The organism is Halolamina sp., assembly GCF_036626355.1.
Classification (GTDB): Archaea; Halobacteriota; Halobacteria; order Halobacteriales; family Haloferacaceae; genus Halolamina.
The window spans coordinates 15,728-28,728 of sequence record NZ_JAZKRY010000035.1 but is presented as its reverse complement, the minus strand read 5'-3'; the positions used below and the strand labels follow the sequence as shown (position 1 = coordinate 28,728).

General features: G+C 63.1%; 7 protein-coding genes and 1 pseudogene. 5 read left to right on the top strand and 3 right to left on the bottom strand.

From position 1 onward, the window contains the following. The 3 genes and pseudogenes from V5A38_RS07350 to V5A38_RS07340 all read left to right on the top strand — a co-directional run. Positions 1 to 247: pseudogene (locus V5A38_RS07350) on the top strand (daunorubicin C-13 ketoreductase); the annotation flags it as partial. A gap of 10 nt (positions 248 to 257) precedes the next feature. Beyond that, complete coding sequence (locus V5A38_RS07345; protein ID WP_332325107.1) at positions 258 to 515, top strand: hypothetical protein; 258 nt, start codon at positions 258 to 260, stop codon at positions 513 to 515. 546 nt (positions 516 to 1,061) lie between these two features. Further along, positions 1,062 to 2,594, top strand: coding sequence for a M81 family metallopeptidase (locus V5A38_RS07340; RefSeq protein WP_332325106.1), 1,533 nt, complete (start codon positions 1,062 to 1,064; stop codon positions 2,592 to 2,594). A gap of 804 nt (positions 2,595 to 3,398) precedes the next feature. Here the strand turns inward: V5A38_RS07340 and V5A38_RS07335 are convergent. After that, positions 3,399 to 4,166 carry a hypothetical protein gene (locus V5A38_RS07335; RefSeq protein WP_332325105.1) on the bottom strand — a complete coding sequence of 256 codons (768 nt, stop codon included), beginning with the start codon at positions 4,164 to 4,166 and terminating at the stop codon, positions 3,399 to 3,401. A 116-nt stretch (positions 4,167 to 4,282) separates the two neighbouring features. Between V5A38_RS07335 and V5A38_RS07330 the strand changes: the two genes are divergently transcribed. Then, the gene (locus V5A38_RS07330; protein WP_332325104.1) at positions 4,283 to 4,471 is read left to right on the top strand and encodes a hypothetical protein; all 189 of its coding nucleotides are present in this window, start codon (positions 4,283 to 4,285) and stop codon (positions 4,469 to 4,471) included. A 132-nt stretch (positions 4,472 to 4,603) separates the two neighbouring features. On the opposite strand, the gene V5A38_RS07325 is transcribed toward V5A38_RS07330, so the two are convergent. Both V5A38_RS07325 and V5A38_RS07320 read right to left on the bottom strand, forming a co-directional pair. Then, complete coding sequence (locus tag V5A38_RS07325) at positions 4,604 to 6,031, bottom strand: DASH family cryptochrome (RefSeq protein WP_332325103.1); 1,428 nt, start codon at positions 6,029 to 6,031, stop codon at positions 4,604 to 4,606. A 251-nt stretch (positions 6,032 to 6,282) separates the two neighbouring features. Beyond that, entirely contained in the window at positions 6,283 to 11,751 is a 5,469-nt protein-coding gene (locus tag V5A38_RS07320) for a PQQ-binding-like beta-propeller repeat protein (protein WP_332325102.1), read from the bottom strand. A 349-nt stretch (positions 11,752 to 12,100) separates the two neighbouring features. Here V5A38_RS07320 and V5A38_RS07315 point away from each other — a divergent pair, with 349 nt between their 5' ends. Next, positions 12,101 to 12,880, top strand: coding sequence for a transcriptional regulator (locus tag V5A38_RS07315; protein WP_332325101.1), 780 nt, complete (start codon positions 12,101 to 12,103; stop codon positions 12,878 to 12,880). Positions 12,881 to 13,001 lie beyond the last annotated feature (121 nt).

Below are 13,001 nucleotides of genomic sequence, written 5' to 3'. Positions count from 1 at the left end.
GACGTCCGTCGCCGACGGGGCCGCAGAGATCCTGTTCGTCGCCGTCTCGCCACGCACTGCGGAGGTGTCCGGCCGGTACTTCACGAACCAGCAGCCGCGCACACCCTCGGAGGCCGCCCGAGACGGCGGGGCTGCCCGGCGACTCTGGACGGAGAGTGCAACGCTACTCGACATCGAGGAGCCACTGGCGGAACGCGACCGACAGCCCGTCGCGACGGGCGATGGGACAGGCCTGAGCGACTCCTGATTCCCCCAGCATGAGTCACGACCGCATTCACGCACGGGAGCCCGCCCACCACCGTGATCGGTGGTCGGTCGGGACTGTCGCGTCGGTTGCAGAGCGGGACGGCCACTGTGTCGTCACGGTCACCCCCGAGGAGGGTGAGACGATAGACCTCGTCGTCACGCTCGCCGTTCGCGACCTGTTCGTGAGTCGGCTGGATATCGACGAGAGCGAGTCACCTGTCGGCGAGCGTGTCTGGTACCGGAAACACGGCAGTCACACGTCCCAGTAACGGACAGAGGATACATGTTTCTCGAGCAGACAGGGACTGTACGTGGGCGTCGGTCGACATAGTTCGGGTTCGGACAGAGACGCCGTATCACAACTCTCCGGGGTCACGTACGAGATGCTCTCGAGAGTCTCTGCCATCGTTTCACGTGTCTGGACTGCCCTCACGTCTCTCTGTCTGACCCATCTCGTCATAAAGTCACGAGCGCATACCCCCAGCGAACGATAGCCTACACACCGACGACGCCACAGCTGGATTTTCCGCCGTTCTATTCTTACTATACACTCGGACGTGCTTTGCTCAACTTCGCCTGATCTGAGGCGACGCAAGACCGGCTGATCCACCGAATCTCCGATAGTGACTGTTGAACGGATCACGTCCGAGTGTATATCGTCACGGAAACCGCTCTCCGCTGTGCCCCTGCAGCCAGATTCTCCCGCGTTCGTCACTAATTTTCAGATGGGCTGTAGACCGGGGTCTACGGTATATGGGGTCCCCACAACTTCGCCACGGCACACTTATACGCCAGCCCATCGATATCCCACCTCGATGACACACAGCATCCTTGTTGGTGAATTCAAACACGAGACCAACACGTTCGCCCCGAACGAGACCGATCGGGCGGCCTTTCAGGCCCGTTATGAACACTTCGGCGAGGCGATCTTCGAGGCCTTTCGTGACACCGGGAGCACGATCGGTGGCTTCCTCGATGCGCCCGAACGCGATGCCATGGAGTTACTGCCGACCGTCGCTGCCAGCGCGACCCCGGGCGGCTACGTGACGACCGAGGCCTACGAGTTCTACACCGAGGAGATCTGTTCAACGGCCCGAGATCACGCCGACGCCATCGACGGTGTGTTCCTCTCGCTGCACGGCGCGATGGTCCCCGAGGGGATGGACGACGGTGAGGGTCCGCTGCTGGCGGAACTGCGGGATATCCTCGGTATGGACATCCCGATCGTCGTCACGCTGGATCCACATACGAACATCGCCGATCAGACGACCGAACTGGCGGATGTGTTGCTTGCCTACGAGACGTACCCACATGTCGATCACGTCGCTCGAGGTCAGCAAGCCGCCGGCTTGCTGTCGGCGGCCATCGAGGACGATATCGATCCGACCATCCGAATTGAACGGCCGCCCGTGTTGCCGGACTTCCCCAAGATGAACACCCGTGACGGACCGATGACCGACGTCGTCGATCGGGCCCGTGCGCTTGAAGATCGGGACGGTATCCTCAAGGTGAACCTGTTGTTCGGCTTCAACCACGCCGACACGCCGTGGACCGGCATGGCGATCCCGGTCGTTGCCGACGGTGATTCGGCGGCCGCCACCGAAGCCGCACGCGAGTTGGCGCAGTACATCTGGGACCGTCACGAGCGACTGGTCGCCGAGTACCCCGATCCGGCTATGGCGGTCGAGGAGGCCAAAACTGCCGTTGCGGACAAGCGCCCTGAGGATGGGCCGGTCCTCCTCATCGACATCGGCGATAATCCCGGTGGCGGCGGAGTCGAGAATCGTGCCGATATGCTCCGCGCACTCATCGATGGCGGTATCGAGGACGCCGGTGTCGCCGTCCAGTGGGATCCGGACGCCGTCGCCGAGTGTATCGACGCCGGCGTGGGCGAACACGTCACCGTCGAGGTCGGCTGTCACCCCGCCGACGAATACTTCCCGTGTGAGCCGATCGAACTCGAGGGCAGCGTCAAGGCGATTACTGACGGCTGGTTTACGAACCACGGGCCACAGGCCACCGGCGTGGAACAACAACTCGGCCGGACCGTTCGACTCGAGTGTGGCCCAAGCGAGGACATTAGCGTGCTGTTGACCGAACACCGGTATTCGCCCAACGACGCCGAAGTCTGGCGCCAGGCCGGGATCATCCCCGAACGCGAACCCGTGTTGGTCCTCAAGACGGTCAATCACTTCCGAGCCGACTACGAGTCTTTCGCCAGCGAGATCATCCTCGTCGACAGCCCCGGCACGTTCGCCGTCGATCTCTCACGGTTCGAGTGGGATCGGCTTGAGCGCCCCCGTTTCCCGCTCGATTCAATGGCCGACGACGCGTATCCAGACTGGTAACTCGGCGTCGCCAACGACGCTCCGGATTAACGCTCGTACCGACTGCTGACGTCGGAGTTGACATTATCGACGGCCGGTATCGCTCAGGGAGCAGTGATCCCGACGATTCAGGATTCGGAGCACGAAGTCGCCACGATCGCCTCCCGTTAGGCCGACCGGGCGGAGTTAGCGGCATCGTCGTTCGATATTCCGCGGGCCTCTGGCAGCTACGAGGCGGTACTCGCAGACGACAATCTCGATGCGGTCTACAAGCCTCTGTCCAACAACCTCCACGCCGAATGGACCAGGCGTGCCGCCGATGAGACTCGCTCGATGGCCAGTCACTGTGCCGCACAGGACCCAACCCTGATGGAGACGTTTATTTATTGCTATCATCCCTGTACAGAACGCGCCCACGAGATAACCGATATCGCAGCCGACGTCTGGTGGTTCTCGCCGCCTGAGTCGGTCACGGGCGGTCTCACCGATTCACGTCCTCCGCATTTTTTCGAAGCGGTCAGTCGTCGACAGAATCGCTACCCGTAGACCGAAATCACATGAGTGCAGAGGCCACCATCTTTGGTGGGAGACGCCGTCTCAAGGAGTTGCTGGTTGGTGTCAATCCTGGCCGCAGTAGCCGTGAGCCCCCGATGAGTTCGTGTGGCATTCGTCGGAACACGGATTTGAACTGGGGAACGGCTTCCTGTGGAATATTGCTGCTGCGCTCTCCGAACGCGTCAGCCGACTCGCTGAAGCGCGTGACGGTTCCGAATTGGTCAACCACAACCCCGGGAATCGGGCGGCGCCTTCTGGAAGACCGAGCGGTCAGTGTCTTTCGAGCGGCGCAGAGCATCGCATGCACAGAACGCTCTCGCCAACCCAGTTGACGTCGTTCGACCCGCACTCCGGACACCGGTATGTCGCGTTGTTGTACTCCGTCGTTCCGCGTGGGGCGGCGAGATACCCGTCGTCAATGACCGTTTTTAACAGCGTCGGGAACCGCTGGCGCTTGAGCGTAGCCCTGTGAGCCAGAAATGGCCCGGGTGCGGCCGGATCAGCCCCGTGGAGGTCCTCCCACGCTATGGCAATCTCCCCGTTTGCCGTGCTGCGTGCGACCTGCTGTAGCGGTGCTGCAGCGGCCTGGAAAAGCGGTGTCGTCCCCCAGTACTGTGGGTCGTCGACCGACTCGGCGGCCCCGCGGTACGACTCCGCCGCGTCACCGTACGCGTCGGTCGTGCCGTCTAGTCCGCCAGCGAGCCTGGCATCCGCACCTATCTCCTGTAGACAGGCCTGCTGTACGGGTTGTGTCAGCACGGTCTGGAAATCGGCCGCGACGGCGTCAGCCTCGGTACCTCGGTGGGCCGCACGGTCCGGGCGGTCAGCGATACGATAACAGATCGCGCTGGTTACGAGGTGCTGAATCCCCTCCCCGATCCACCCTTTCTCGTCGGCGTCGAACGGGCCCTGGTCGGGACGTGGCCGTGCCAACACCTGCCACCCTGCCCGCGCAAAAGCGTCCCCTGCGGCGTCGTAGTTGCGGTCAGCAAGCGCGGCGACGGCGTGCTCGTAGTAACTGCCACCCTGTCGGCTCATGTTATCTCAATGTGAGCCACAGTAACAAGTGTTTCAGATCGGATACCGTCACCGCCGAATCGCCGAATCCAACCCTCACAGATCGGCTTCCCGCGTTTGGCCCGTATCAGGATGCGATGCGGGGCGACGACTGGGCGATGGCCCGCGCGCTGGTCAGTGGAGCGATGAACCTCTGTTTATTCCACTCGATGGAGGTCATCGAGGAGGCCGGGCGGGCGTACGAGGAGCGCGAGGTCGGCGAGATGGACGCCGTCCGGGACCGCAGCACAGAGCTACGGGACCGTGCTGCCGACGGCGATCTCTGAGACGACGCGGACGACCGTCTCTCATACTGCCGGACAGAACGATGCAACCATCGCTCGCCGTGAATCGGCCGTCAGCTCGTGTGAGAGCCAGAGACTGGTGAACAACTCTGTATTGACTTCTGTCCGGCAGTATCAGGTGTTCCGTAACTCGCTGTAGCGAGCCTCGATGTCGAACATCGGCCCCGGGTAGTCGACGCCCAGTTCGACGCCGTACTCGGTCTGCTCTCGATCGCTCATCCGCCAGGGTCGGTGGGCGAATGTCGGCGGGAGTTCCGCCAGTTCCGGGAGCCAGGTCGTCACGTATGCGGCCTCGCTGTCGTATCGCTCGGCCTGGGAGAGGACATCGAAATAGTTGTCACGGGAGTCGTTGCCGACGCCCGCCTGGTAGGCCCAGTTGCCCCAATTCGAGGCGACGTCGTAGTCGATCAGGCGTGACTCGAAGTAGGCCGCGCCCCACCGCCAGTCGATACCGATGGCGTCGGCGAGGAACGAGGCGACGTTCTGGCGCCCTCGGTTGGACATGTATCCCGTCCGATTCAACTCCCGCATGTTCGCGTCGACGAACGGAACGCCCGTCGCACCGTCTGCCCACCTGCGGAACGCCTCGCGGTCGCGGTCCCATCGCTTGTCCACGTCCCGGATGCCGGTCGGCGTGAAGAAGTCCGCACCGTGTTTGCGGAACTGGAACTGGAAGAAGTCCCGCCATAGCAGTTCGAACACCAGCCAGTAGGTATCCTCGTTTGCGACACGGTCGTCTTCGTAGCGCTGAACTTCGGCATGGATCCACCGCGGCGAGAGACATCCTGCCGCCAGCCACGGTGAGAACTTCGACGAGTAGTTCGCGCCCAGCAGCTCGTTCCGGGTCCCTTTGTACTCGCTGAGATGATCGCCCGCCCAGACGTACTCCGATAGCCGGCGCTTGCCAGCCGACTCCCCGCCCTCGAACGGCAACACCGCACGGTCGTCCGTTGGAGGCTCCGCGACGCCTACCTCCGACTGCGTCGGGATCGTCCCGGGCTCGAGATCCGGCGTTCGAATCGTGTCCGGGGCCGACACCAGATCCCGAACCGTGCTGTCGCGTTCGACCTCCTTTCGCCAAGGAGTGAACGTATCATCGATCCGATCGTACGCCGTCGGAAGATCGGAGATGTGATGCAGCGTGTGTGTCCACCGCCGTTCGAAGCTGACGCTCTCCGGCAGGGCGTCCCGGACGCCCTGCTCTCGCTCCAGTTCCTCGACCGCTGGCTTCGTCTGGGCGTAGACGGCGTCGGCATCGGTGCGATCCGCCAGTTCCGGCAGGACCACTTCGGGGCGACCTTGCCGAACGAACAACGAACCGCCGCGGTCCTGTAGCGACGCCCGGAGGTCGTGGACACTCTCGCGCCGAAACTTCGTGCGGTGTGGACCACGTTTCTCCGTCTCGTACCGAGTCTCGCCGTATTCGCGGGGATCGAAGATGTACACGGGCACCACCACGTCGGTGGCATCGACGGCGTCTGCGAGCGTCGGATTGTCCGTCACTCGAAGGTCGTCCCGAAACCAAACGACAGTAGTTGCCATACGGGTGGTAAGGATGGAGCTATCAAATACCTGTTTCAGTGTGGTGCAGGCTCTCGGACCTGTTCCCGTGTGGCTTGGGCTCTCGGCACGTTCCACGGCTTACGATACGATGGGGACTGTAGAGCCGCGACACACAGTCACGATGAATAGACTCCGAGTCGTGAGTGCAGAGGCCGGCGTTCTCCCGACACGTCCGTGAGGAGACGTGAACGAGCCTCGGAGAATCGCCTCTCCGACCCGGTGAAAGCGGATTAGTTCCGCCTCCGCGATACGAGCAGCGCAGCTATCACGGCCGCCAACAGCGTGACGGTAATACCGAACCCTGGTCCTTCAGTAGCAGTTGTCGTTGAATCCGTCGTCGCTACTCTATCAGGCGTTCCAGCTGTACCTGATGGCGTCGATGGCTCTGTCGTCACTGGCGTCCCAGTTTGGTCTGGTGTGGCGGTTGAAGTGGCCGGTGGCGTGGCGGTTGAAGTGGGCGTTGCCGTTGCGGTTGGAGTCGCTGTGGGTGTTGCAGTCGAGACCCGTGTGGTGGTCCAGCCGTCGGTAGAGCCATCGTCGGTCGAGTCGCTGTCCTCACCTGTCTGGGTAGCAGGGTCCGAGTCGTCGGCGTCGGGACCGTTGATCGTCACGTAGGCGTCGCAGCCGGTGTAGTAGCCGTCGCCGTCGGCGTCCGTACAGGTGACACTACTGTTCCAGTTGTTCGGGTCGCTATCGTCGCTGTCGGGACCGTCCCGCGTGGTGTAGGCATCACAGCCGCTGTAGTAGCCGTCACCATCGGCATCGGTGCAGTTAGCGACGCCGTCGCCTGTCCAGTTGTTGGGGTCCGAGTCGTCGGCGTCGGGGCCGTCGCGGTTGGTGTAATCATCGCACCCCACGTAGTAGCCGTCGCCGTCGGCATCGACACAGCTGGTCGTTTCCCCAGTGCCGGTGAGTGTCGCGGTGACGGTACCCTCGCTGATCGTGTCGACCTCGAGAGTCGCAGTCGTCGACCCGTTGGCCGATGGGGCAAAGCGCATCCAGATGGTCGCGCTGTCACCCGCGTAAACGGTGGTCTGTGAGACGCTCAGGATGGAGTAATCGGCGGCGTCCGTACCGACGATACCGGTATCCGTGATGTAGAGTGTCTCGGTGCCCTCGTTTCTCACCTGGACGTACCGGTCGGCGGACGTCCCGACGTCGACGGCGCCGAAGTCGAGGGTCGCCGGATCGACGACCGGATCGGCGGCTGCTTCCGTCACGTTGACCTCGATCGGTGGCTGGTCGCCGATGGTCACGTTGTAGGTGCCCGTGCTGGCGAACGAGTAGTCGAACTCGACAGCGTCGGTGCCGGACACCGTGCCACTCGTGGTGTCCACGACAGCCCCGTCGACGACGAGGTCGGCGGTGTACTCGCAGGCTGCGTCACCCTGATTCGCGACGGTCGCGGAGACCGTGACCGTCTCACCGGTCGTGACGTTCGCGCTCGAGACCGAAAGTCCATAGTAATTGAAAAGTACCTTCGATTGGTTCGTCGTGCCGCCCTGCAGGGCTGCAAGCGAGTAGGTGTAGTCGCTGTTCGCAAGCCCCGTCGTGTAGAGCTGTCCGCCGACGATGGCCGGCGTGAACGACTCGTCCCCGTATGCCCCGTAGCGCCACACCAGATCGCCGGTCTCAGCGTCGTAGGCCTGGATAGTGCTGTCCGACATCGGGACGTAGACCACGCCATCAGCGTACACTGGTGAGTGTTCTGCGGCCGCACAGACCGTGGTGCTCCACCGCGAATCGCCAGTGCTCGCGTTCACTGCACGGACTGCACCGTCGGCGGTAAAGTACAGTGTGTCGTTCGCCAGCGCGGGCGAGGACCCCGTGTAGCCGTCGACGTTCGCGGGAGCACTCCAGATGGTGTTGCCGTTCGCGGTGGTAAGCGCGTAGATGTTCGCATTCGTGCTGCTGTACGTCGTGTCGTCGACATAGACGACGCCATCGTTCACAACGGGCGAGTGGAGTCTCGACCCGGAACCAGCGATGGGCTGGCTCCACTCCTCCACGCCTGTCGAGGCGTTCACGGCGTAGGTTCCCTGCCCGTCCTGAGTCACGTAGACAGTGCCGTTCTCGACTGCCGGCGTGGTCATCCCGTAGCCAGTGGACGACTTGCCGAACGTCCAGAGGATTTCTCGGGTCGTTGCATTCAGTGCGTAGAGGCGATCCTCGCTGGAGGTTTCTCCGGCAATGTAGGCGACATCGTCGACGACGGTGATGCCGTTGATGTCGCGACCCGTGTAGAACGTCCAGAGGCGTTCGCCGGTCGCGGCGTCGAACTGGTACACCCGACCGTCGTCGTCGGCCGTGTAGAGGTACCCGCTCGCGTACGTCGGCGTGACCTCGACCTCGTCCGGCGTCGTGTACTGCCAGCGCAGCGAACCGTCGGTGGCATTATATGCGAAAATGGCGTCGGCGCCATCGTCCCCGCCGGCGAACACCGTGTCGTTCGCGACTATCGGCCCGCTCTCCCACTCGTCGGAGTGGTTCACCGACCAGTCGACGACCCCTGCCCCGACGTCGGTCGGTGCACCGGTGCCGGTGGCGTTCCCGGTGTTCCCCGCGTCGAAGCTCTCCGTCGGCCAGGAGTTGGTATCGGGAGCGAGGGTTCGTGGACCGCCGAGATCGACGACCTGCCCATCCTCAGCGTCCCCCACGTTCACCGTGGCGCTACCGGCCCGGTCGTACATATGACGAACCATGTCCTGGCCGTCGTTGACTGGCTGGAGCGCGAACACGGCGTCGCCGCGTTCACGGAGTTCGACCACCCAGGTGATGGTCGTACTTTCGCCAGGTTGAACCACCCCCTCTCGGTTGGGGGAATTCCAGATGTAGTGGTTGGAGTTGCCCGAATCCGGGGCGACGTCGAGGTTCACGTCGTACTCACGAGCGTTCGCCCCGACGTTCGTCACCGTCGCAGTCACCGTGAGGTTCTCGTCCTCGGTGACGACGTTTCGATCCACGGAGAGGTCGGTGTACTCGATGATGCCTCCCTCCCGAAGGACGCGGAAGTCGTTCGGGGTGGTCGAATCGGCGTAGGTGATCATCGTCCCGTTCGCGAGCGCCTGAACGCTCCCGCGCTCGCGGGACAGGAGGTCGGTGCGGCTGTAGTACTCGCCGGTCTCGGCGTCGAAGATGTAGGTGTACTTCCCGTCACCGCCGTAGACGAGTCCGTCGACGACGAGCCGGGTAGTGAGACTCCCCGTCGACCGGTTCCAGACGATGTCGCCGGTCGCCGGGTCGAGTCGATAGAGTTCGTTGGTGTGGGGGTACGAGTCCAGCATCATCTGCCGGACGTAGACGGCGTCGTCGGTGACAGTCGGATCGTAGATCCGCCACGCGTCCGTCTCGGTACTCTGATCCGGCGGGACGAACTCCCACTGCTGGCTCCCGTCGGCCAGGTCCAGCGCGAACAGCGTCTCAGCACCCTCACCTGCTGCGTTCGTCGTCTCGTTGACTACGTAGACCACGCCGTTCCGAACGACTGGCGGGTCGCTTAGGTCGGGCGTTAGTCCGGTCGTCGACCAATTGAGGCTTCCCGACGATGCGTCGATTGCGACGAGGCTGTCGGTGTAGGTGGTGCCGAAGGCGGCGTCTTGTTCGTGGAGTGCGGTCACGACCGTTCCATTCTCTGCCGAGACCGAGTAGAACGCTTCCGTCGTCCGCCATCCGTTCACGTCGTAGCGCCACGCTGTCGTTCCGCTGTTGGCGTCCAGCGCGAGCACGGACGCGTTCGCGTCGTCGTTCTCGTCCACTCTGGCGCCCGCGACGTACACCAGGCCGTCGTCGACCACCGGTGCGCGGTCGCTGCTGATCGCCGAGTAGTTCATCCGGGTGTCGTGTTTCCAGCGGATGCTCCCGTCGCTCGCGTTCAGGGCGAACACGGAGGCGTCGTACACGTTCCCGCTCGTGAATGCGCTGCTCGGCGTCGCGTAGAGATAGACCGTGCCGTTGTCCACCGCCGGCGACCCGGCCAGCACTCTATCCTGTGCGGAGACGTTGAACTCCCACTCGACGGCGCCGGTCGTCTCGTCGTAGCCCCGGACGACCTCGACTTGCGTCCCGTCGACGTACGGTTCCTGGACGACGAACACCGAGCCATCCGAGATGACCGGCTGAACAGTATCGTCGAAGTTCGAGAGATTCCAGACCTCCTGGAGGTGTTGCTTCGGTCCGTACGTGTCCGGATTGTACTTCGTTCGCCCGCTGTCGAAATCAATCTGCGCCCAGTCGTCGTCCCGAGTGGGGTGGACGACGTCGATGGTCACCGAATCGACCGAGGCGTCAGTCTCCAGCGAGCGCTTCACCGAGACGTTCCACGAGCCGGAGATGTTGAACTGGCCCGTGAAGGTAAGCTGTCTGGACTCCCCGGGGTTCAACGTCCCGTTCGCGCGGTCGAGCGCCCACCAGTCGACGGGCATCGGCGGGTCACCCATCAGCGAGAGGTTGTACGTTCGAGTCTCGTCGTCGACGTTCTCGACGGTCACGCTTGCGGTGAACTCCTCACCGGGTGCGACGGTTGTCTTCGAGAGGGAGAGCCCGGAGAACTGGAACGGTGCTTCCTCCAGCGCGTAGACGCGAGAGTAGTCCGTGTTAGAGTCCTCAGTATCCCTGACGTGGACGTAGATCCGGTCGTCGGCCACTGCGGGCCGGGTCGCTTCGCCCTCGAGCCGGTAGCTCCACAACTCGGTTCCGTCCGTTCCGTTGAGTCCGACAAGGTGGCCGCGGTCGTTCACGGCGTAGAGGACGCCATCGGTGACGGCGGGTGCGAGGGCGTCGATGCGGGTGTAGGACAGACCGTACTCGAGACTCCCTGAGAGTCGGTGGAGCCACTGGCGCTCTCCGGTCGCGTCGTCGAGTGCGTATATCGTGTTCCCTGCGGCGAGGTAGACGGAGCCGTCTGCGACCGCTGCGCCGTGGGGCCGGGTGTTCACGTCGAAGACCCACTCGATGTGGCCGTCTGTGTCGTTCAATCGGTAGAATTTCGGGTCGTAATCGGCGGACAGCCCGTCCCTCGGTCTGGATCCTGCGCCGACGTACACCGAGCCGTTATGAACAACCGGGTGCATCGAGACGGGCCCTTCCATCTCGAACCGCCAACGCTCGGTGCCGTCGCTAGCGTTCAGCGCGTAGACGCCGTAATCGCGATTGTTCGCCTTCCCGGTGGCGTACAGCGTGTCACCCGATGCCGAGAGTGCGAGTGAGATATCCGCTGAACTTCGAACGAACCACTGCTCGGTGCCGGTCTGGATATCGAACGTGTACAGGTACTCCCCGCTGCTAACGTAGAGCGTCTCGTTCAAGATGACAGAAGCGTCAGCGTCGAAGTCGGTTACGTTCCAGCGTTCGGTCCCGTTGGTAGCGTCGTATGCGCGTATCTCGCCGGAGTAGCCGGCTTCGGTCGAGATCACGACGCCATCCGCAACCGACACCGCGTCGGGCTGGACACCGGTGACGTTCCAGACCTCCTCGCCGGTTTCGTTATCGACGGCCCGGAGGCTCTGGTATCCCGCAACGAACACGAGGCCATCCGAGACGACCGCCGGAACGCTGCGATCGTCGTCAGTGAACTCGTATATCCAGCGGGCGTTCGGGGTCGTCTTCGGTCCCGACGAGTTCTCGTTGGTGCTCGACCGTGCCGGGTCGTGACCGGCCGTCGGCCAGTCTGGGTTGTCCTCGACGTTGCCGGTGGACACCACATCAGCGGATCCAGTCAGCGACGACCCGACGGCCACGACTGGCGTAACTGCCGAAAGGAGCATGACTGCCGCCAAGACGACAGCCAATACGTGTCGGCGCTCGGTCACGCACATACCCTGCCCTGCCCGGTCCCCGATTGCGGTTCGATACTGACGCTACCCTGGAGTAAATACCAATTTATAACCATATTAATTCGGATGATAATCACGCCTCAAACCGGGCGAGCATATACCTATGCGGCGGAACAGATTCCGACAGGTGAACTCTGTTCACGGATCGGAACGGTTTGTTTCGAGAGAACCGAACCCGACCGGAGCAGTTTTGCTCTCCCCATCGAAGGGAGGTACATTGATCGACAAGAGAGATGAGGACGTGTCCCAACTCCTTCGCGTCACCCTCCAGCGAGCGGACGCCCTGGCCGCGTTCCGCGACAACCCCCTTCGCCGGGCCGAGGTCGAGTCGGAACTCGACGTGTCCCGCACCACTGCCCACCGGATCGTGACGGCGCTCACCGAGCACGAGCTCGCCGAACGAGTCGATGGCAGGTACGCGCTGACGGCGTTCGGCGAGTTCGCGGCGGAGGAGATCCTGCGCGTCCGTCGGCGGTTCGAGGCCGCCGACAGACTCCGGCCGTTACTCGATGCCATCGCCAGTGCGCCCGCCGACTTCGAGGTGTCCTGGTTCGCGAACAGCTCCGTTGTCGAGTCCTCACCGGGCGATCCCTACGCCCCACTCGAACGGTTCGTCGAACTCGTCAAGATGACCGACTCGCTCAAGGGGTTCGACACGACTTCGATCGCCCCGATGTTCGTCGAGGACATCCGGGCGGAGGTCGTCGGCGGGATGCAGACGAGCATCGTCTATCAGCCTTCGGTCGTTGAACAGCTCGCCGACAACTACGGCGACGAACTCGCCGACGCGATGGACAGCGGTCACCTGGAGCTGTTTACCCACGGCGAACTCCCGTTCGGCCTGGCGCTGTTCGACGAGCGGATCGGGGTCGGGGCGTACGACGAGCGAACCGGGATGCTCAGCGCTTTCGTCGATACAGATGATCCGGATGCGTACGTCTGGGGCGAACAACTTTACGAAACCTACCGGGACGAGGCAGTCCCGTTCGAACCGTAGCTCGAGCAGCCACCGATTGTGGCGACGACGAGTCCGAACTACATCACTAGCGTATCTGCGGGCGTCCGACACTTCCGCTAACACGCATTTGTAGACGGTTTCTCCACCGCATCGCTGCGCT